Here is a 20519-nt window from a genome sequence, read left to right on the forward strand (position 1 = left end):
GCAAGTTTCCGGGCGCCCCGGCGTCATGGGCAGGCGTTACCTGCTGCCGTCCCGCTAGGCGATTTTGCGGGAAAGGTCAAGGAAACTGGCCCAATGACCCGACGAAAGGCGGGGCCTTACAGGGGTTTTGTGGCCAGAGCCGCCCGCAGCGCCGTCTCAAGACTGGCAAGGTCGGGGCAGGGGGTGAACAGGTTCTTGACCGACGCATCGGCAAAGCCTTGGGCCACGATATGGTCGATCAGCGCGATCAAGGGCTGCCAATAGCCGTTGATGTCTAGCAGAAACAAGGGCTTGGAATGCAGGCCAATCTGCGCCCAGGTCAGAACCTCAAAGAATTCGTCCAAGGAACCCGCCCCACCCGGCAGCACCACGATGGCATCCGAATTCATGAACATGACTTTCTTGCGTTCATGCATGTCTTCGGTGATCACCGTCTGGCTGAAATCGCGCGTGGCCCGTTCCCGGCCCAGCAGGTGGGTGGGAATCACCCCCAGCGTCGCGGCCCCCGCGTCCATCGCGGCCCGCGCCACCTCGCCCATGATGCCCACATCGCCCGCGCCATAGACCAGACGCCAATCGTTGCGGGCGATCACCGCACCAAAGCCTTGGGCGGCTTCGGCATAGGCCGGGCTATGGCCGGACCGCGCGCCGCAGAAAACACAAATGGAATGGCGCATGGGCTGTCCCCGTGAAAAAGGTTGCGTAGGGCTTCAATATCGGAGTTTCTGAGAGAAGGAAAAGGTGCAGGGCAAAGGTTGGTCCAGATGGCGCGGAACGGGCAGATGACTCCGGCTTTTTCATGGGCGCTGGCGATGGTGGTTGCTGGGGCCGTGGTGGTGATTGCGGTGGTGGCGATCTTGCCCAAAGAACCCTCGGTCGCCCCTAACGCGCCGCAGCCTGTGGCGGCCTTTGCGCCTGACAAGGCCCAACCGGCAGCGGAGGTGGCCACAGTCACACCGGCGCCGACGGAACCAAAGATCGAGGCCCCCCCGGCAACACCTGTCGTGGCCGCGCCTGAACCCGCCCCGGAACCGGCCCCGCCCGAAGTGGCCGAGGTCACCGCGCCACCCGCTGAAGACCCGGCCGAGGCCGAGGCCATCGCCGCCTTGGAACTGCCCACGCTGGAAACACCTGCCGAAGCGACGGTTGCGCCCGAGCCCAAAGTCGAAGCTAAACCTGTCTCTGCACCCGAGCCAGAACCCGCGCCCGAACCTGCATCGCCCGATCCGGTTGCACCTTCCTTCGATACGGTCCGCGTCGAGCCCGATGGGGCTGCCTTGGTCGCCGGGCGGGCCGATCCCGGTGCCAGGGTCGCGCTGATGGTCGAAGGCAAGCCCTTGGCCGAGGTGACCGCCGATGCCGCCGGGAATTTCGTGGCCATGTTCGACCTGCCCGCCGACGCCCAACCGCGCCTGATGTCACTCTTGGCGACAGATGGGGCAGGGCAGGAAATGCCGTCCTCTGACAGCGTCGCCATCGCCCCGATTGCCGCCCCGGTGGTCGAGATTGCGGTGGCCGAAGCGCCTGCCGTTAGCGAGCCGGCGCAAGCCCCCGCGGCCTTGGTTGTCTCACCCGAGGGTGCGCGGTTGGCACAAGCCGAACCCGCGCCCAGCCCGGTGACCATCGACACGTTCAGCTTTGACGCCGCAGGGGCCGCCCAACTTTCGGGCCGGGGGGCCGCAGGGGCCTCGGTGCGGCTTTATCTCGACAATGCCGAAATGGCGTTGGTGCAGGTTGGCGAAAGCGGCCTCTGGCAGGCCGATCTGGCAGCGGTGGAACCGGGTTCCTATGTGCTGCGGGCCGATCAGATGGGGCCAGGGGGGCAGGTTCTGGCCCGCGTAGAACAAGAAGTCACACGCGAGGCGATGCCCGAACCCGCCGTCGAACCCGAACCAATGGCCGTCGCCGAACCTGTGCCGGCCGCGCCGGAACCCGAAGCCGCCGCAAACCCCGAAACAGCCCCGCCAGCGCCGCTGACGGTGACGGTAAAGCCTGGTTATTCCCTTTGGCGCATCGCCAATGAACAGATGGGTGATGGGGTGATGTATGTGCAGGTGTTCGAGGCGAACAAGGACCAGATCCGCAACCCCGACCTGATCTATCCGGGCCAGGTCTTCACCATCCCCGCCCCCTGACCGGCGTGATCCACCGGCATGGCCTTCGGCCATAAGACTTTTGTTGGCCTCCGCTTCGCTGCGGCGATGGGAGGGCGGCTGCCCTCCCAAACCCTCCCGAGGTATTTGGGGCAAGATGAATGGGCTTTCATCTTGCCATAAATACCTGGGGGTGTGAGCAAAGCGAACAGGGGGCAAAGCCCCCTTGAATGTATCAGGCTTATGGCGCAGCCATGCCGCCGGATTCGTCGGGCACAGGGTCCAGCGAGACTTGCACCGCCCGTCGCGCCGCCCCGGCGCAGCAGGCGATGACCTCGGGATGGTCCATACAGCAGTCGTTCAGCAGATAGGACAGCACCCCCCCCAATCCCGCCGGATCGGCGGAATAGAACACGTTCCGGCTGTCGCGCCGAGACTGGATCAGTCCCGCCTGTTCCAACTGGTTCAGATGAAACGACAGGCGCGAGGGCGAATGGCCCAGGCATTGCCCGATCTCCCCCGCCGCAAGCCCCGCCTTGCCCTTGGCCATCAGCAGGCGCAAAAGGTCCAGCCTTGCGGCATTGGCCAGGGCTTGCAGGGCGATCAGGGCTTGTTGCCGTTCCATATTTCAATTACTCATGAAGTCTTGAACGGTTCCGTTCTAGGCCTATCTGCCCTTCAGATCAATCCAGCATTCCAGCCAACCCAACAGATCGTGATCCCATGTCTGACCTGACGCAAACTGCCCATGACAAGCCCGCCACCGGCTGGGAAACCATCCGCCGGGTGATCCCCTATCTTTGGCCCGACGGGCAGGGCTGGGTGAAACGCCGTGTCGTGGCCGCCTTGACCGTGCTGCTGCTTGCCCGTCTGGTGTCGGTCGCCACGCCGTTCTTCTACAAGGCCGCCGTTGACATGTTGGCTGGCGATGCCCCGCCGCCCGCCATGATGATGGCGCTGACCGCGGTAGGCCTGACCGTCGCCTACGGCCTCGCGCGGCTGGGCACGGTGGCGCTCAATGAACTCCGCGATGTGATCTTTGTCCGCGTCGGCCAGCGCGCCCTGCGGCAGCTGGCGCTGGAAACCTTCAACCACATCCACAAACTCTCGCTGCGCTATCACATCACCCGCAAGACCGGCGGGCTGTCGCGCATTATCGAACGCGGCGTCAAAGGCGTCGACTTCCTGCTGCGCTTCATGCTTCTGTCCATCGGCCCCTTGGTGCTGGAACTGACGATGGTTTCGGCCATCTTCTGGATCGTCTTTGGCTGGCAATACATGGCCGTCGTCGTTGTCACCATCACGCTTTACGTCATGTTCACCTTCCGCATCACCGAATGGCGGGTGAAAATACGCAAGGAAATGAACGATCAAGACACCGACGCCAACCAAAAGGCCATCGACAGCCTTCTGAACTATGAAACCGTCAAATATTTCAGCGCCGAAGGGCGCGAGGCGGCGCGCTATGACGTGGCGATGTCGGCCTATGAAAAGGCGGCGGTCAAAACCGGCTATTCGCTGGCCTTCCTGAACTTTGGTCAGGCCCTGCTGATCACGGCGGGCCTCGTCATCGTCATGGTCATGGCCGCCTTTGGCGTGCAGGCCGGAACCCTGACCGTGGGCGATTTTGTCATGGTCAACGCCTATATGATCCAGATCACCATGCCCTTGAATTTTCTGGGCACCGTCTACCGCGAAATTCGCCAAGCCTTGGTCGATATGGGCGAAATGTTTGGCCTTTTGAACCAACCGGCGGAGGTGGTGGATACCCCGAACGCCCCCGCACTCGCCGTCCAAGGCGGCGCGATCCGGTTGGAGGATGTGCGCTTTGCCTATGATGCCGACCGTCAAATCCTGAAAGGCGTCAGCTTGGATGTCGGCGCAGGCCAGCGCGTTGCCCTCGTGGGGCATTCGGGTTCCGGCAAATCCACCATCGGGCGGCTTTTGTTCCGCTTTTACGATGTGACCGGCGGCCGGATCACCATCGACGGGCAGGACATCCGCCAGATCAGCCAGCACAGCCTGCATCAGGCCATCGGCGTGGTGCCGCAGGACACCGTCCTGTTCAACGACACGATCTATTACAACATCGCCTATGGCCGTGATGGCGCGACCGAGGCCGAGGTTCACGCCGCCGCCCGCGCCGCCAAGATCCACGACTTTATCCTCTCGCTGCCCGATGGCTATGCCACCACCGTCGGGGAACGTGGCCTGAAACTGTCGGGCGGTGAAAAACAGCGGGTCGGCATCGCCCGCACCCTGCTGAAAAACCCGCCGATCCTGCTGCTGGACGAGGCGACGAGTGCTTTGGACACCCAGACCGAACGCGACATTCAGGAATCCCTGCATGACATGGGGCAGGGCCGCACCGTCATTTCCATCGCCCACCGCCTTTCGACCATCGCCGACAGCGACCTGATCGTGGTGATGGAGGCGGGGCAGGTGGTGGAACGCGGCACCCATGACCAGCTTTTGGCCATGGCCGGACGCTATGCCGCCATGTGGGCCCGCCAATCGGCCGAAGAGGAAGAGGCCGAGGCGGCGTAAATCCCCCGCAAATCCCCTTCGACCATCCAAGTGCCAACCTACGCCATCTGGCACGTTCCCCTCCCCCCTGTGGGGAGGGGGTGGGGGGCCTAGCCCCTACAGAATCAAAATATCCGCCGCCGTCAGCGTGGCCCCTGCCTGCAAATCGGCGATCAGCACCGGCGCATAGCGCCCGCCCGATCCATCCCGGTCAAACCACAGCTTGGTCGCATCGCTTTCCCAGATGAACCGGTCCCCCCGATCCCCCGCCCGGTTCGTCGTGCTTTCATGAAAAGCCCCCGGCTTTATCGCCGATAGAATGCCTCCCGCCGTGAACCCGAACCCCGCCCGCGCAAAAGCCAGAAATTCGGCCACGCCCGCGCTTTGGAAATCGCTGATCCGGTCCCCGCCTTCGCCGACATTGTTGTAGATGAACATATCGTCGCCCAAAAAGCCCGAAAGCAGGTCTTTCCCGGCGCCCCCCACAATCCTGTCAGCGACATTCCCGCCCAGAATCGTATCGGCCCCGCCCAGCCCCCGCAAATCGGTGCTCGCACTCAGATAGCCGACCAAACGATCATCGCCCCGGCCTGAACCCACAAGAATCTCGATACCCGCTACGACATCGCCCTTTGCCCAACCCTTGTTGTTTGCCGGGGTGTCCAGATCGACCCAGACCGCGCCTGTCGCCGCCCGGTAATCCATCGTGTCCACACCATCGCCGCCGTCGAAATCATCCATCGCACGGCCAGCGCGGAAAATGTCATTCCCGCCCTCGCCCTCGACGATACCAAAGGTGATTCCACCCTTGCTGTTGTCGATCAGGCCAGCGCCATTCCCCATCTTCACGGGCCCGATGATCTGACCGCTGTTCTGCACGATCAATGTGCCGCCCAGCATTGTCAGACCGCCCTGAATGCTGCCGGTATTCGTGACCGTCATCTTGGCCAGCGCATCCCCCAGCACGCCATAGCTTGTGCCAAAGATGTTGCCGCTGTTGGTCAATTCCGCCACCCCACCCGCGACGCTGGCATTCATATGGATCCCGATAAAGGCGGAAAAGATTGTGCCTGCGTTGTGAACCGTGGAATTGCTGCTCGACAGGGCAAGGCCCGTACCCGCGCCGACGGCCGTGAAAAGCGCGCCATCCTCGCCGATGGTCACCGTGCAGGCCCCGGTCGTCAGTATGCGGACCGCATTCCAAGCCGCCGAAACTTTGCCATGAATAGTGACGTCGTAATCGCCGAAACCGTTGGCCAGCACCGCATTGCCGGCATTCGATTGCAAAACGACATTGCGCCCGACAAGCAAGTCCTCTCCAACTGCAAGCGTATAGGCCGTAGGATCACCAATTTTTGTCTTCGCTTTGATCAACATTCTCTGCTCCTTGAAAAAATGGTCCGATAATGACCAAAAGCCTAGCGCCGATCCATTGACCCGTCAAACCGGGCAGGGCTTGGCAAGGCTTTGGCGTTGCGTGTAAGACGGTTGTCGTATGCGCACCCGAGGAGCAGGCCTTGAGCAATCCGGAAAGTTTTGTCGATGAAGTCTCCGAAGCGGTGCGCCGGGACAAGCTTTATGCCAGTTTCCGCCGCTATGGCTGGATCGGTCTGGTCGTCGTGCTGGCGATTGTCGGCGGGGCCGCTTGGAACGAATGGCAGAAGTCGCAGGCCGATAGCCGCGCGCAGGCCTTTGGCGATGCCGTTCTGACGGCCATCGAATCCCCCGATGCGGCGGCGCGGGCCAAGGCTTTGGCGGCGGTGCCTGCTGACGGTTCGCAGCTGGCGGTGCAGAAGTTGCTGGCTGCGACCGATGTTGACGGCGACCGCGCCGGAGCCGTTGCGGCGCTTGACGCATTGGCGGGCGACATGACGCAGCCTGAAACCTACCGCGATCTAGCCCTGCTGAAATCGGTGCTGTTGCAGCCTGAACTGGCCTTGGCCGATCGCCGGGCCAAGCTGGAGCCTTTGGCGGGGCTGGGCCGACCGTTTAGCCTTTTGGCCCGCGAACAACTGGCGCTTATGCTGGCCGAAGAAGGAAAAACGGCCGAGGCGATTGCCGCGTTGACCGAATTGACCCAAGTGACCGACGCGCCGGGCGGTCTGCGCCAGCGGGCGGGCGCGATGGTTGTGGCTTTGGGCGGTGTTCTGGATGAACCGGCCCCGGCAGAACTGCAAGAAGGGGCCAGCGAATGAAGGCGCTTTCCGTTTCGCTGATCGCACTGCTCGCCCTTGGGGCCTGCGCTGAAAAAGAGGTGATCCTGCCCGGCGACCGTTTCGATGTGCGCGCCGATCTGGCCGCCTCGATCCCGACCGAGGCCGATCCACGGCCCACCGACACCACCGGCCAGATCGCCAATCAGGCCGCGCCGATTTCCCTGCCGGGGCAGGTGGCCAATGCCGATTGGACCCACCGCGCGGGCGGGGTTCGGCATGTCTCGCCCCATGGTGCCTTGTCCGCCGCCCCGCAGCGGGTGTTCAGCGTGAACATCGGTCAGGGCAACAGTCGCCGCAACCGCATCAGCGCGGCCCCTGTCGTGGCGGGCGGCAAGGTCTTTACCCTTGACGCCACAGCGACCCTTGCCGCCACCTCGACCAGCGGCCAATCGCTTTGGCAGGTGGACTTGACCCCCGCCAGCGACCGCGCCAGCGAAACCTCGGGCGGTGGCCTCGCCTTTGGTGCGGGTAAGATCTTTGCCGCCACCGGCTATGGCGAGATCATCGCCCTTGATCCGGCCAGTGGCGCAATCCTCTGGCGGCAAAATCTGGATGCCACCGTCGCCGGTGCCCCTTCGGTCGAAGGCAACACCGTCTATGTCGTCAGCCGTGATTCTTATGGCTGGGCCATCGACACCGAAACCGGCCGCGTCAAATGGACGCTTTCCTCCACCGCCGGGGCGGCGGGTATGGTCGGATCGTCTTCCCCCGCCATCACCGACACCACCGTTCTTTTGCCCACCGACTCGGGTGAACTCGTCGCTGCCCTCAAAGGCTCGGGCGTCCAGATCTGGAAAACCACCATCGCCGGCAACCGCCGTGGCCGCGCCTATGCGGGCATCCCCGATGTCACTGGCGATCCTGTCGTCATGGGCGATGTCACCTATGCGGGCAACGCCTCGGGCAAGACCTATGCGCTGTCTACCGCCTCGGGCGAGGTCCTTTGGCAGGCTGATGAAGGCGCCCTTGGCCCCGTCCTGCCCGTCGGCGGTTCGCTGTTCCTCGTGAATGATGAGGCGAAACTGGTCCGCCTTGACGCTGCAACAGGTAGCACGATCTGGTCAGTCGAAATGCCCTATTTCGTCAAGGAAAAGGTCAAAAAGCGCAAGGCCATCACCGCCCATTACGGCCCTGTTCTCGCCGGCGGCCGCATCGTCGTCGCCTCGGGCGATGGTCTTCTGCGCATGTTCAGCCCGGTCGATGGCAGCCTTGTCGCCACCGCCGAAATCCCCGGCGGGGCCACATCCCAGCCCGCTTTGGCGCAGGGAATGCTGTTCGTGCTGGGCGGCAATGGTCAACTTCACGCTTTCCGCTAGCGCAAAGCTGGTATAAGGCCCACGTTTCCTGTCTTGCGGAGGCCACATGTCCTTTACCCTTGCCATCGTCGGCCGCCCCAATGTCGGCAAATCCACGCTGTTCAACCGACTCGTCGGCAAAAAGCTGGCCCTTGTCGATGACCAGCCCGGCGTCACCCGCGATCTGCGCGAAGGCGATGCCAAGCTTTTCGATATGCGCTTCACCGTCATTGACACGGCGGGTCTAGAGGATGTCACCGACGACAGTCTTCAGGGCCGCATGCGCCGCCTGACGGAACGCGCCGTCGATATGGCCGACATCTGCCTTTTCCTTGTCGATGGCCGTGCGGGCATCACCTCCACCGACCTCGTCTTTGCCGACATCCTTCGTCGCAAATCCGCCCGCGTCATCCTGGGCGTCAACAAGGCCGAGGGGAAGGCCGGGGATGCCGGGGCGCTGGATGCCTGGTCCATGGGCCTTGGCGAACCCGTCCGCCTTTCCGCCGAACATGGCGAAGGCATGGAAGACCTTTACCACATCCTCCGCCCCCTGGCCGACGAGTTCCAGGAACGCGCCGAAGCCGACGCGCCCCTTGTTGACGTGGACCTTGCCGAAGGCGAGGCCGACCTTGAGGGGACTGAGGCCGACTGGGCGCCCACTGAAAAGCACCCGTTGCAAATCGCCGTCATCGGTCGCCCCAATGCTGGGAAATCCACCCTCATCAACAAGATCCTTGGCGAAGACCGCCTTCTGACCGGGCCAGAGGCTGGCATCACCCGCGACGCCATTTCCCTTCGTGCCCAATGGCAGGGCACGCCCATCCGCATTTTTGACACCGCCGGAATGCGCAAAAAGGCCAAGGTCACGGAAAAGCTGGAAAAGCTGTCGGTCGCCGATGGCCTCCGCGCCGTTCGCTTTGCTGAGGTGGTCGTTGTTCTGCTGGACGCGGAAATCCCCTTTGAACAGCAAGACCTGCGCATCGCCGACTTTGCCGAAACCGAGGGCCGCGCTGTCGTGGTTGCCGTCAACAAATGGGACCTAGAGGGCGAAAAGCAGGAAAAACTGATGGCTTTGAAAGAGGCCTTTGAACGCCTTCTGCCCCAGCTGCGCGGGGCCCCCCTTGTCACCGTGTCAGCCAAGACGGGCCGCGGTCTGGACCGCCTGCATGATGCCATCCTGCGGGCCCATGCTATCTGGAACATCCGCGTCCCCACCGCCCGCCTGAACACCTGGTTGGGTGCCATGACCGAGGCCCATCCCCCGCCCGCGCCGGGCGGCCGCCGCATCAAGCTGCGCTACATGACCCAAGTCAAAACCCGCCCGCCGGGCTTTGTCGTCATGTGTTCCCATCCCGAAGACATGCCCGACAGCTATCGCCGCTATCTGGTGAACGGCCTGCGTGACCATTTCGATATGCCGGGCACGCCCATTCGCGTGACGATGCGGGGGCAGGGGGACAAGAACCCCTATAAGGCCAAAAAGAACTGGGGCGCCCCCAGCCGCTTGCGTAAGCACCTAGAGAAATAGGCCCGGCAGCCTGCATCGCGGTTTCTCGCGCCCGTGTGACCGGCTCTGAGTCGGGTGCCTAGTCTGCATTCGCTTGCGAAGGGGCAGCAATGTCCCCTGCGCTTGATTTCTCCTACGACCAAAGTCGTAACGCAACCCAGTGTTGCGCCAATGTGTCCAATTTCCGCCGCAGCGCGTGGCGATAAGACCCGACCGGGGCCAAAATTTCGCCTCAATCCAAGCGGTTTATTGCAACTATGAAGTGCATAACTTCATGCGTCGCCCTGATGGATTGTGCAAGCTTGGGCGGGAATGGAAGGCGGATGATGCGGTGCAGGAATGGTATGGCAAGGGGGCCGTGGGGCGTTTTTCCACAGCAAACCGTGGCAGGGAACCGTCCTTGCAGCGAACTTCCGGATAAGCTGCTTGAAGGTGATGCGCCGGGATTCTGGCCAAGCCTCGGTAATTTCCTTCTTCCCCACCCCCGCCAAGGCCTTTGACTGATGGGAGAAGTTCAATCGACAAACCAAAACCCAAACGGAACAGAAACACGGCCGGAAAGCAGAAAGCCATTCCGGCAAGGCACAGTAAAGGGGAAGTTGGAATGAGCACGAATATCGCGGCAATCGGTGAGATTGACGGGTTCATCGGGGCTTGCTTGGTGGACAGCGACACCGGCTTGATGCTGGCCTCGGAAGGGGGCGGCAAATTGGATCTGGAGGCGGCTTCGGCACTGAACGCGCAAGTGGTGCGGGCGAAACGTTCGGCGATCGAGACGCTGAAATTGAACGATGTCATCGAGGACATTCTGATCACTTTGGGCAAACAGTTCCATCTGATCCGTCCGCTGGCGGCAAATCCCTCGGTGTTCATCTATGTGGCTCTGGACAAGAAACAAGCGAACTTGGGCTTGGCGCGGATCAAGCTGAAACAGATCGAAGCCGGGATGGAAATCTGACGCCACAGTTTCCACAGGGCAAACAAAAGCGGCGGTGTCAGGCACCGCCGCTTTTGTTTCTGCGGGATCAATTGACCTTTATCACCGGCTCCATCCCATCCAGAACCGGGGACGGCAGATGACATTTGATCTGGTGACCGCCCGTCAGGGTTTGTACTGGCGGCATTACGGTTTCGCACAGGCCGCCTGATACCTGCGATTTCCAGCGGCAGCGCGTTTGAAACGGACAGCCCGGCGGCGGGTTGACGGCGCTGGGGATATCGCCTTCCAACACGATGCGCTGGCGTTTGACATGGGTATCCGCAACCGGCACCGCCGAAAGCAAAGCCTCGGTATAGGGGTGATAGGGTGGGGCAAAGACCTGCTCGGTCGTCCCCATCTCCACGACGTGCCCCAGATACATGACCATGACCCGGTCCGACAGATAGCGGACGATCGACAGGTCATGGCTGATGAAAAGCAGGGTCGTGCGGTTCTGCCGCTGGATATCCATCAACAGATCGGTGACAGCCGCCTGAACCGACACATCCAGCGCCGAAACGGGCTCATCGGCGACCACAACTTTGGCCCCGCCCGCAAAAGCCCGGGCAATACCCACCCGCTGCTTCTGCCCGCCCGAAAGCTGGCGCGGCATCCGGTCGGCAAAAGCGCGGGGCAGCTTCACAAGATCCAGCAGTTCCAGCATCCGGTCGTGCCGGTCGGCATCGGAGGATCCCTGCCCAAAGATCTCTAACGCCCGAATGATCTGCCGCCCGACGGTCATCGAGGGGTTCAGCGTGTCGAACGGGTTCTGGAACACCATCTGCACCCCGGAAACCGTCTCGGTGGACCGCTTTTGAATCGGCGTGTTCTGGATATCGCGATCATAGAGCATGATCTTGCCAGCTGTGGCCGTTTCAAGCCCCATCAAGACCTTGGCAAGCGTCGATTTCCCGCAGCCGGATTCGCCGACGATGGCCAAGGTTTCCCCCGCCCGTGCCTCGAACGACAGGGTCTCGTTGGCTTTGACCACCTTTTTGACATTGCCGCCAAAGATGCCGCCGCCACCGACCTCGTAATACTTCTGCAAATCCTCCATCCGCAGGATCACCTCGCCGGGTGGAATGGCGGGGGGTCGCGACGGGGCGGCGGGGGGATGGGACCAGTCGATTTCGCATTGGCGCAGGCAGCGGGTTTGATGATCGGGCGTGGCCTCTTCCATCGCGATGTCCCGCGCATCGCAGACCCCCGCCACGAAATAGGAACAGCGGGGGCCAAAGTTGCAGCCCTTGGGCCGTTCATGCGGTAGGGGGAAGTTGCCGGGAATAGGCACCAAAGGGCGCGTGGTCTTGTCAGCGCCGGGCAGGGGAATGGCGCGGAAGAGGGCTTGGGTATAGGGGTGCCGCATGTGGTCGAACACTTCGGCAATCGGCCCGGTTTCGACCGCTTCGCCAGAATACATCACGGCGATGCGGTCGCAGACATCCAGCACAAGCCCAAGGTTGTGCGAGATGAACAAAAGCGCCGTGCCATGCTTGTCGGCCAGATCGCGGACCAGATCGACGATGCCAGCCTCGACCGTCACATCCAGCGCGGTGGTGGGCTCATCCAGGATCAGAAGCGAGGGTTTCGACATCAGCGCCATCGCAATGACGATGCGCTGCTGCTGGCCGCCGGAAAGCTGGTGGGGATAGGAATTCAGAATGCGATCCGGGTCGGGCAGGCGGACATCGGCGACCATCTGGCGGGCACGGGCCATGGCGTCGGCCTTGGAGGTGCCCTCGTGCAGCATCGGCACCTCGGCCAATTGCGCGCCGATCCGCATGGCGGGGTTCAGGCTGGCCATGGGTTCCTGATAGATCATGGCGATTTGCGACCCGCGGATCTTTGACAATTCGCGGTAGGGCAGGGTGACCAGATCACGCCCCTTGAACAGGATCCGCCCGCCCGTGATGCGGCCGGTCTTGCCCAGTTCCCGCATCACAGCCAAGGCGACGGTGGATTTGCCGCAACCGGATTCGCCGACAAGGCCCATCGCCTCACCGGGCATGACCTTGCAGGAAAAATCCATCACCGCCGGAATTTCACGGGAACGGGTGAAGAAGGTGATCGAAAGGTTCTCGATCTCTAGCAGCGGTTGGTCGGGTGTCCATTCGGTCATGGCGGGTGCCTTTTCGGGCAAGAGGTCAATCCTTAAGGCTTTCTTCACGCAGGGCATCGGCCAGCAGGTTCAGGCCAAGGACCAGCGACATCAGCGCAGCGGCGGGAACAACGGCGGCGTGGGGGAAGGTGGACAGCAGCTTGCGGCCCGCGTTGATGGTGGAACCCCAGTCTGGGCTTTCCGGCGAAACGCCCAGACCAAAGAAGCCCAAAGTGCCCAGCAGGATGGTGGTGTAACCGATCCTTAGGCAGAAATCGACGATCAGCGGGCCACGGGCATTGGGCAGGATTTCCCACAGCATGATATACCACGGGCTTTCGCCGCGGGTCTGGCTGGCGGCGATATAGTCCCGCGCGCGAAGGTCCAAGGTGATGCCGCGCACGATGCGGAACACGGTGGGGGCAGACACAAAGACGACCGCGACAAAGACGTTCAGCAGATTGGGCTTCATCGCCCAGACGCCCAGCGGGTCGGCATTGAGGGCAAGGCCAGACCAAGCCCACAGGCCGAGGGTCAGGGTGATGGCCAGATAGATGTTGCGGCGTTTGGGATCGGTGTGGAAACGGCTGTTCCAAAGGATCGCCAGAAAGATCACCGGGAACAGGAACAAGACGGCGGCCATGACATTGGGGATCGAGGCGCGCCAGACCTTGCCCATCCACAGCGGGATTTCCGGGCCGGTGACCTGAATTTCTGGCGTGACGAGCAGGTAGAACAGCAGGATCACGGGGAAGGCCAGCACAAGGTTCGCCAGAAACGACAGGAAGGTGTCGAGCTTGCCGCCGAAATACCCGGCGGGCAGGCCAAGGGTGATGCCGGTCATGAAAGCGACAAGCGTGGCAGCGGGGGCGATGGTTAAGACATCGCGCGCTCCCATAACCACGCGGGAAAAAATGTCGCGCGCCAGATGATCACCGCCCAAGATGTAATAGGGATAAAGCCCCTCGGGTGCTTTGAGCGGGCTGCCGGGCAGGGCATGTTTCATGCCTGACAGCTGCGTCAGCGGGTCATGTGTGATGATCAGCGGGGCAAAGATTGCGGCATAGACCCAGATCATGACCAGGATCAGGCCGGAAATGCCCATCGGGCTGCGGAACAGGCGACCGTAAAGTCCAAGGCGGCGCTGCATGGCAAAGGACAGGCCAAGTTGCAGGGCCAAGGCGGCCCAGACCGGCCAAAGCTGGATCACGATGCGGGTGGTGATTTGCAGGGCGGTCAAAGGTTCCATCATGCCCTCACGACAGCCGGATACGGGGGTTAAGGAGGGCATAGCCCAGATCGGACAGCATCTGCGTGATCAGCACGACCAGAACGGCGGCGACCGAACAGCCCAAAAGCAGGGGGATGTCGTTGTTCCCAGCGGCCTGCACCAGCGTCCAGCCAAAGCCTTTGTAGTTGAACAGGGTTTCGGTGATGACGACTCCGTTCAAGAGCCAAGGGAATTGCAACATGATCACGGTAAAGGGTGCGATCAGGGCGTTGCGCAACGCATGGCGCAGCACGACAGCGCGGAAGGGCAGGCCTTTCAGCCGCGCGGTGCGAATGTATTGCGCCGTCATCACCTCGGCCATTGAGGCGCGGGTCATGCGGGCGATATAGCCGATGCCGTAAAGTGCCACTGTGGCAACGGGCAGGGCAAAGTTTTCAAAGGTGATCGCGTCCATCGCGCTGACGGACGTGCCCTTCAGCAGCGCGCCGCTGGAGATGAGCCCCCAATCCTTGGCCAAGGCCGAAAGCCCCGCGCCCGCCGTGCCCAGAAAGGCGATGAGCAAGACACCCGAGACATATTCCGGCGTGGCGGAACTGGCGATGGCGACGGTGGAAAGGGCGCGGTCGGTGCGGGAGCCTTCGCGCATCCCGGCCAGAACGCCGATCAGCAGCGAAATGGGCACCATGACAATCATCACCCAAAGCATCAACCAGCCGGTCGCCGCCAGTTTTTCCTCCAGAACGGTGGCGACGGGCTGTTTGAAAACGGTGGAAAAGCCCCAGTTGCCCTGTAGAAGCCCACAATAGGTGCTGCCCTGTTCGACGCAGCGCCCGCGCGTGACGCCCTTGTCATCGGTATGGGTCCAGCCGGGGGCAACGCCCAGCCATTCGCCATAGCGCACGACCAAGGGGCGGGCATGGCCGTTCTGTTCGAGCCAAGCCAGAACGGATTCGTCGGTCATCCGCACCGACCCTTCGGACCGGGCGAGCTTTTCCAGATTGGGCGGCAGGTTGGTCAGGGCAAAGACCACAAAGGTCAGCGCCAAGGCGGTCAGGGCCATCACGCCCAGTCGTCGCAGCAGAAAACGCATCATGGCGCGGCCCCCTTTGTGAAGGGCAGATTGTCAGGCATCAGGGCGATCTGGCGGGGCATGGCTGGATCATGCCGCGCGCCACAGGGTCGCGCGGCACAATGTCGATCAGGCCAGCGACCATTTGTAATGGTGATGTTCAAAGGACGGGTGCATATCCATCACCACGCCTTCGCGAGCGTGACGGAACAGCGACCGCCAATAGGGCTGGATCATCACGCCTTCGTCTTGCAGGATTTTGCACATCTGGCCCGTCAACTCACGCCGTTTGTCGGCATCGGCGATCGAGAGGGCTTGGGTCATCAGCGCATCGAATTCGGCGTTCGACATCGCCGATTCGTTCCACGAACCTGTCGAGGTATAGGCCAGCGACATATTCTGCACGGCCAAGGGGCGGTGGTTCCATGTGGTGGCCGAGAACGGGTATTTCATCCAGTCGTTCCAGAAGGTGGCCCCCGGCAGGATGGTCCGTTTGATATTCACGCCCGCGTCGCGCATCTGTGCCGCGATGCTGTCGCAAGTCGCCGCCTCGAACGCGTCGTCCAGCGAGATGAGTTCGAATTCGGCATCGGCCAGACCGGCGGCTTCCAGCGCCGGCTTGGCCAGCGACGGATCGACAACCTGCGGTGGCAGGGTCGGATATTCCGGGTGAACCGGGCAGGCATGGTGGTTTTCAGCCACGGAACCGTTGTTGTTGTAACCCAGTTCAAGCACGATCTTGTTGTCCACCGCAGCCTGAAGCGCGCGGCGCACCGAAGCCTCTTTATACAGGTCCGAGGTCCAGTTGAAGCGCACGACCAGCGTGTTGGCCGTCACCGCCTCAATCTTTTTCCAGCCCATGCCGTCAAGGATTTCGATGAATTCGCCGACCGATTCATAGTTCACGTCGATCTCTTCGGCCCCGGCCAGTGCGACCATCGCCGAAGGGTCGGTGCCAAAGTCGATGTAGTGGATTTCGTCCAAGGGGGCCGTGCCGCCCCACCAAGTGTGGTCCGCATTGCGCACCAAGGTCATCTTTTGCCCGACCGAGATTTCGCCGGGCAGATAGGGCCCGGTGCCAACCGGTGCGGTCGAAGGATCGGCCCCATCGGCAAGGCTGGAATGGACGACAGCCGCCGGATAGTCGGCCAGGTTCGGCACAATGGCGATGTCGGGGGCCGAGAGCGACAGTTTCACAGTGTTGGCATCGACCACGGTCACAGCGCCATCGCGGATCGTCTTGGTGTCGGGGTTGGTCAGGCCGGGGAAGCGCGAAGCCATGGCGTTGCCCTCGACATTGCCATCGCACCAGCGGGCAAAGTTGCGGGCCACATCCTCGGCGGTGAAATCCTCACCGTTGTTCCATTTCACGCCCTGACGGACGTTCAGAACATATTCCGTGGCGTCGTCATTCACCGTCCAGCCTTCCAGCAGGCGGCCTTCGAACGTGCCATCGGCATTGTACTGGATCAGATATTCCAGCCAGCCGCGATAGACATTGGCGATCTGCGGCCAGTCCGACAGGCGCGGATCTTTCAGCGCCTTCGTCTCCATCGCCATGCGCAGGATACCGCCCTGTTTGGCCTCTTGTGCCATCACCGGAGCCACGGCCCCCATCAAGCCATAGGCGGCGGTGGCGCTGACGCCCATTGCCGTGGCGCGGGTTAGAAATTCCCGGCGGCTCAGATGGCCGGCTTGCAGTTCTTGGGCATATAGGCGGGCGGCGGGGTGAATCCGGCCTTCGCGTGAGAAAATCTTGGTCATTGTCGTCTCCCTGACGTGGCATGCTTGGTGCGTGCGGTCGCCCGTTGTCCGGGACTGTGACGCAATTTTTGTGACAGCCGCCAAGGCCAAGCAGCGGCCCTGAGCTTATGCCCATTCGGCATGGTTTTTGCCCAAGCGTCAACGTCGCGTTTCGACGGTTTGGAACAAAATTGCGACATCGGCCTCGATTTACGGGCCGATGCCTGCACGCTTTGCGGTGGTCAGCCCGCCCGGCGGAACCCGGTGGGTGAGGCGCCTGTCACATGTTGGAAGGCCCGCGTGAAATAGGCGGCTGAGGTAAAGCCCAGTTCCTGCGCGATGCGGGAAACCGGCACGCGGGTTTCGGACAAAAGCTTGCGCGCCTCAAAAATCCGGCGGTCTTGCAGGATGGCATGGGCCGATTTGCCGCAGGCCTGATTGCAGCAGCGCGTCAGATGCGTGGCCGTCACACCCAAGGCTTCGGCAAAGTCGGCCACGCCCATTCCGGAACGGAACTCGCGTTCCAACAGCGCCGTATAGCGGGCGACAAGGCGTTTTGAGGCGTCGGTTTTCGCCGGAGCCTCGGGCGGTTGTTTGGCGATCTGGCGCTCCAGCCAGACGCCCAGCAGGCCAAGATGATGGCGCGCGGCGCGGTCATGGCCGGGGGCGGAACTGTCCAATTCGCGCTGAATGGTGTCCAGCATGACGTTCAGTTCCTGCTGGGGAAAGGTTTCCCGGATGCGCAGGTGGTGCGCCTGATGGGGCAGGGTCACATCGGTATCACGCCCGAAATAGACGGCGGTACCAAAGACGGAAGGCCCGGCCTCAAAACCGTGCATGACGCCGGGCGGGATGAAGATCGCGTTGTTGGCCGTATAGCCGCGCGTGTTGCCCGCAATGGTGATGCGGCCCTGACCCTTGGTGAACCAAAGGAGAAGCGGTTCATTCACCGCGCGCATCGCTTCGGTCCGCCAGCGTCCGCCAGCGGCCATCCTTGGAATAGCCACCAGCCGCAGCCGTGAGGGGGCTACTGGTTCGATCATGGCCATCGTCTCTGCTCCGTACCTGTTCGTTTTAGACCGGCACGCCTGATTATTATTTTGTGGGAAGGGTGCCGGGCATCCGATTGGAAGACAAGCACTATCTGGAATATGGGGTCGTGGACCGGCGCAGATTGGCCACAGGGTCAGGTTAGGTGCAGCCGCTCCCAAGCCTTCATCCGGCTGCGAAACCATGTGCGCTGACGCTTGGCATATTGTCGGCTGGCGGCTTGGGCACAAGATGTGGCTTCTTCCAGCGTCATTTCGCCGCGCAGATGGGCGACCAGTTCCGGCGCGCCGATGGCCTGGGCCCAGGGGGCTGCGGCTTCCCAAAAGGGCAGATTGGCGCGGGCTTCGTCCAAGGCCCCACCCTGAAGCATCGCCAGAAAGCGCGAATCGATTCGCGCGGCCAGCCAATCGCGGTCGGATGTCAGCACCACGGCGCGGGCGGTCGCGGAAAGGGGCAGGACGGGGGGGGGTGTTTCGTCCTGCCAAGACGACAGGGGCCGCCCGGTTGCGCGCCAAACCTCCCACGCCCGTTTGATACGCGCGGGGTTCTGCTGGTCAATCCGGCTGGCTGTTTCGGCGTCCAGTGCTGTCAACATGGTGGCGGCATCCAAGGTGTCAGCCTCGGCGCGGACCTCGGGCGGGATGGGGGGGATATCGGCCAGACCTTCGGTCAGGGCCGACAGATATAGCCCGGTGCCGCCGACGATGATCAGCCTTTCGCCGCTGGCCAGCAGGTCGGTCACCTGCCGCAGCCAATGGCCGACGGAATAGGGCTGACCGCGCGCCACATGGCCGTAAAGGGCGTGGGGATGGGAAGCCATCTCTGCATCCGTCGGCCGGGCCGACAAGATCTGCCAGCAATCATAGACCTGCAAGGCATCGGCATTGACGATGATCCCGCCATCCCGCGCCATATCCATCGCCAGCGCCGATTTGCCGCTGGCGGTTGGCCCGGCGATCAGGACATGATCTTGACGCATCACTGGGTTCCCGGTTGATCCTGCCCCGGTTTTCCGACATTTTGCGCCAAGCCGCCAGAGCGCCAAAAAGGAAATCCCCATGAGCCAAGCCCCCGCCACAACCTACAGCCGTGTCATGCTGAAAATCTCGGGCGAGGCGCTGATGGGCGACCAAGGCTATGGCCTGCATCCGCCGACCGTTCAGCGCATCGCGCAAGAGGTAAAGTCAGTGCGCGATCTGGGCGTGGAAATCTGCATGGTGATTGGCGGGGGGAACATCTTTCGCGGGTTGGCGGGGTCTGCCCAGGGGATGGAACGGACGACGGCAGACTATATGGGGATGCTGGCGACGGTGATGAACGCCTTGGCTATGCAATCGGCGCTGGAACAGATCGGGGTCTTTACTCGGGTGATTTCGGCGATCCCGATGGATCAGGTCTGCGAACCCTATATCCGCCGCCGGGCTGTGCGACATCTGGAGAAAAAGCGGGTTTGCATCTTTGCGGCAGGGACGGGAAACCCCTATTTCACCACCGATACGGCAGCAACGCTGCGGGCCAATGAAATGACCTGTCAGGCGATCTTTAAAGGGACCAAGGTGGATGGGGTCTATGACAAGGATCCCAAGAAACACGCCGATGCGAAACGCTATGATCTGGTGAGCTATGACGAGGTTCTGCAAAGGAACCTGGGCGTGATGGATGCCAGCGCGATTGCCTTGGCACGGGACAATTCGCTGCCGATTATTGTGTTCAGCTTGGATGAACCCGGCGGCTTCCGGGGCATTCTGGCGGGGCAGGGGACTTATACACGGGTTCACGGATGAAAATCGGCTTTGCTCTGATTCCACTACTGGTTTTGACAACCAGTCCCGTTGCTGCTGACCAGGCCGAATTGTTGGAGTTTATGGGAGGGCAAGGTTGCACGTTTGGCGCAGACAGCCGTGCTGCGGCGGTGGAAGCGGGGTTCGCGGAAGCGGACATCGACGCCTTGACAACCACGGCTTTGCTGGATGGCGCTGCAAATCAAGAGGGTGCCTACGTTGTTCTTTCGGAAGAACTTTGCACCATCCGCCTGCCAGACATTCCAAGTCGCTACAAGACGACCTCGCCCGAGATAGTGGCTATAACCTCTGCCGTTGATGCTTTTGTAGCTGACGGCGATCACGGGTGCTTTCTGCTTGAGCCAATTGAAGCATTCGACAAATTCAAGGGCGGTGCTAAAGGTGCGGGTTATCTCGATTATTTGCGTTTCGTGGCCTCGGCCATGGTCGCCGGTGACCTTACGGCATATGGGACAGACCCGCTTCATATTTTCCCGGGTTTTCAGGTGGTTACAGGCAACTGTGCGCAAATCCCACATATTCAAGATATCCAGCGCAGCCATCAAACGCTTGCTTTCGTCTTTGGCCCGATGATCCGCAAAGTCGGCGCCGAACGAGAATGCGGTGATGATGATCGTTATGTGCTGAATGATGCGCACAGCGCGGAGCTTTTGCGAAGGCAAAAAGTCGCACAACTGGGCTTTGTGCCAGCCAATGAATGGATGTGGGCTGAGGTTACATTCATTGCCATAGGTGCGGGGTGGTACGAAAACATGACAGCAACGGAGATGGGCACACCACGACCGCCTTTGTGTCATTATCGGCGGAACACGTAGCTTGTGGCGCAAGGACCCGCTTCCATAGCCAACGGCTCACTTCGTCTACAATAGAAGAAGCGCCTCAGATTCTTCTGCGTCTTGGGAGAGGGGTA

General features: G+C 61.9%; 17 protein-coding genes. 8 read left to right on the plus strand and 9 right to left on the minus strand.

Features of this window, described 5'->3' with window-relative positions; translation table 11 throughout:
- Positions 1–116: 116 nt before the first annotated feature.
- Entirely contained in the window at positions 117–677 is a 561-nt protein-coding gene (locus tag IE095_RS11270) for an LOG family protein (protein ID WP_189411759.1), read from the minus strand.
- Positions 678–782: 105 nt separating this feature from the next.
- Here IE095_RS11270 and IE095_RS11275 point away from each other — a divergent pair, with 105 nt between their 5' ends.
- The gene (locus IE095_RS11275) at positions 783–2135 is read left to right on the plus strand and encodes a LysM peptidoglycan-binding domain-containing protein (protein ID WP_189411760.1); all 1353 of its coding nucleotides are present in this window, start codon (positions 783–785) and stop codon (positions 2133–2135) included.
- 199 nt (positions 2136–2334) lie between these two features.
- Here the strand turns inward: IE095_RS11275 and IE095_RS11280 are convergent, their stop codons facing one another.
- The gene (locus IE095_RS11280) at positions 2335–2718 is read right to left on the minus strand and encodes an ArsR/SmtB family transcription factor (protein WP_189411761.1); all 384 of its coding nucleotides are present in this window, start codon (positions 2716–2718) and stop codon (positions 2335–2337) included.
- Positions 2719–2816: 98 nt separating this feature from the next.
- Between IE095_RS11280 and IE095_RS11285 the strand changes: the two genes are divergently transcribed.
- Positions 2817–4640, plus strand: coding sequence for an ABCB family ABC transporter ATP-binding protein/permease (locus IE095_RS11285; protein ID WP_189411762.1), 1824 nt, complete (start codon positions 2817–2819; stop codon positions 4638–4640).
- A 96-nt stretch (positions 4641–4736) separates the two neighbouring features.
- Here IE095_RS11285 and IE095_RS11290 read toward each other — a convergent pair whose 3' ends face one another.
- On the minus strand, positions 4737–5996 hold the full coding sequence (locus tag IE095_RS11290; protein ID WP_189411763.1) for a calcium-binding protein: 1260 nt from the start codon (positions 5994–5996) through the stop codon (positions 4737–4739).
- A 140-nt stretch (positions 5997–6136) separates the two neighbouring features.
- On the opposite strand from IE095_RS11290, the gene IE095_RS11295 reads away from it, so the two are divergent.
- The 4 genes from IE095_RS11295 (at position 6137) to IE095_RS11310 (ending at position 10595) form a co-directional block, all read left to right on the plus strand.
- On the plus strand, positions 6137–6814 hold the full coding sequence (locus tag IE095_RS11295; RefSeq protein ID WP_189411764.1) for a tetratricopeptide repeat protein: 678 nt from the start codon (positions 6137–6139) through the stop codon (positions 6812–6814).
- A complete protein-coding gene (locus IE095_RS11300) occupies positions 6811–8151 on the plus strand; it encodes a PQQ-like beta-propeller repeat protein (RefSeq protein ID WP_189411765.1) in 1341 nt (446 codons plus the stop codon). The genes IE095_RS11295 and IE095_RS11300 overlap by 4 nt, the downstream gene beginning before the upstream one ends.
- Before the next feature lie 46 nt (positions 8152–8197).
- A complete protein-coding gene (der, locus tag IE095_RS11305) occupies positions 8198–9658 on the plus strand; it encodes a ribosome biogenesis GTPase Der (protein ID WP_189411766.1) in 1461 nt (486 codons plus the stop codon).
- Positions 9659–10241: 583 nt separating this feature from the next.
- Positions 10242–10595 carry a roadblock/LC7 domain-containing protein gene (locus IE095_RS11310; RefSeq protein WP_189411767.1) on the plus strand — a complete coding sequence of 118 codons (354 nt, stop codon included), beginning with the start codon at positions 10242–10244 and terminating at the stop codon, positions 10593–10595.
- Positions 10596–10662: 67 nt separating this feature from the next.
- Here the strand turns inward: IE095_RS11310 and IE095_RS11315 are convergent, their stop codons facing one another.
- From IE095_RS11315 to miaA, 6 genes are all read right to left on the minus strand, one after another.
- Positions 10663–12735 carry a dipeptide ABC transporter ATP-binding protein gene (locus IE095_RS11315; RefSeq protein WP_189411768.1) on the minus strand — a complete coding sequence of 691 codons (2073 nt, stop codon included), beginning with the start codon at positions 12733–12735 and terminating at the stop codon, positions 10663–10665.
- 25 nt (positions 12736–12760) lie between these two features.
- Positions 12761–13963, minus strand: a complete 1203-nt coding sequence (locus IE095_RS11320) for an ABC transporter permease (RefSeq protein ID WP_189411879.1) — start codon at positions 13961–13963, stop codon at positions 12761–12763.
- Between the two features lie 7 nt (positions 13964–13970).
- Entirely contained in the window at positions 13971–15038 is a 1068-nt protein-coding gene (locus tag IE095_RS11325; protein ID WP_189411769.1) for an ABC transporter permease, read from the minus strand.
- A gap of 105 nt (positions 15039–15143) precedes the next feature.
- A complete protein-coding gene (locus IE095_RS11330) occupies positions 15144–16778 on the minus strand; it encodes an ABC transporter substrate-binding protein (protein WP_189411770.1) in 1635 nt (544 codons plus the stop codon).
- A gap of 221 nt (positions 16779–16999) precedes the next feature.
- Positions 17000–17806: an AraC family transcriptional regulator gene (locus IE095_RS11335; protein ID WP_229804729.1), complete on the minus strand. Its 807-nt coding sequence runs from the start codon at positions 17804–17806 to the stop codon at positions 17000–17002.
- Positions 17807–17943: 137 nt separating this feature from the next.
- The gene (gene miaA / locus IE095_RS11340; RefSeq protein ID WP_229804730.1) at positions 17944–18786 is read right to left on the minus strand and encodes a tRNA (adenosine(37)-N6)-dimethylallyltransferase MiaA; all 843 of its coding nucleotides are present in this window, start codon (positions 18784–18786) and stop codon (positions 17944–17946) included.
- Between the two features lie 79 nt (positions 18787–18865).
- Between miaA and pyrH the strand changes: the two genes are divergently transcribed.
- Both pyrH and IE095_RS11350 read left to right on the plus strand, forming a co-directional pair.
- Entirely contained in the window at positions 18866–19591 is a 726-nt protein-coding gene (pyrH, locus tag IE095_RS11345; RefSeq protein WP_189411772.1) for a UMP kinase, read from the plus strand.
- A complete protein-coding gene (locus tag IE095_RS11350; protein WP_189411773.1) occupies positions 19588–20424 on the plus strand; it encodes a hypothetical protein in 837 nt (278 codons plus the stop codon). Before pyrH ends, IE095_RS11350 begins: the two co-directional genes overlap by 4 nt.
- Positions 20425–20519 lie beyond the last annotated feature (95 nt).

Source organism: Neogemmobacter tilapiae (assembly GCF_014652215.1).
Taxonomy (GTDB): Bacteria; Pseudomonadota; Alphaproteobacteria; order Rhodobacterales; family Rhodobacteraceae; genus Neogemmobacter; species Neogemmobacter tilapiae.

Coding starts and splice junctions, on each gene's coding strand:
- IE095_RS11315 (WP_189411768.1), bottom strand. CDS start 12,735: ATGACCGAATGGACACCCGACCAACCGCTGCTAGAGATCGAGAACCTT.
- IE095_RS11350 (WP_189411773.1), top strand. CDS start 19,588: ATGAAAATCGGCTTTGCTCTGATTCCACTACTGGTTTTGACAACCAGT.
- IE095_RS11335 (WP_229804729.1), bottom strand. CDS start 17,806: ATGGCCATGATCGAACCAGTAGCCCCCTCACGGCTGCGGCTGGTGGCT.
- IE095_RS11290 (WP_189411763.1), bottom strand. CDS start 5,996: ATGTTGATCAAAGCGAAGACAAAAATTGGTGATCCTACGGCCTATACG.
- miaA (WP_229804730.1), bottom strand. CDS start 18,786: ATGCGTCAAGATCATGTCCTGATCGCCGGGCCAACCGCCAGCGGCAAA.
- IE095_RS11300 (WP_189411765.1), top strand. CDS start 6,811: ATGAAGGCGCTTTCCGTTTCGCTGATCGCACTGCTCGCCCTTGGGGCC.
- IE095_RS11325 (WP_189411769.1), bottom strand. CDS start 15,038: ATGATGCGTTTTCTGCTGCGACGACTGGGCGTGATGGCCCTGACCGCC.
- IE095_RS11275 (WP_189411760.1), top strand. CDS start 783: ATGACTCCGGCTTTTTCATGGGCGCTGGCGATGGTGGTTGCTGGGGCC.
- IE095_RS11320 (WP_189411879.1), bottom strand. CDS start 13,963: ATGGAACCTTTGACCGCCCTGCAAATCACCACCCGCATCGTGATCCAG.
- IE095_RS11270 (WP_189411759.1), bottom strand. CDS start 677: ATGCGCCATTCCATTTGTGTTTTCTGCGGCGCGCGGTCCGGCCATAGC.
- IE095_RS11285 (WP_189411762.1), top strand. CDS start 2,817: ATGTCTGACCTGACGCAAACTGCCCATGACAAGCCCGCCACCGGCTGG.
- IE095_RS11310 (WP_189411767.1), top strand. CDS start 10,242: ATGAGCACGAATATCGCGGCAATCGGTGAGATTGACGGGTTCATCGGG.
- IE095_RS11330 (WP_189411770.1), bottom strand. CDS start 16,778: ATGACCAAGATTTTCTCACGCGAAGGCCGGATTCACCCCGCCGCCCGC.
- der (WP_189411766.1), top strand. CDS start 8,198: ATGTCCTTTACCCTTGCCATCGTCGGCCGCCCCAATGTCGGCAAATCC.
- IE095_RS11280 (WP_189411761.1), bottom strand. CDS start 2,718: ATGGAACGGCAACAAGCCCTGATCGCCCTGCAAGCCCTGGCCAATGCC.
- pyrH (WP_189411772.1), top strand. CDS start 18,866: ATGAGCCAAGCCCCCGCCACAACCTACAGCCGTGTCATGCTGAAAATC.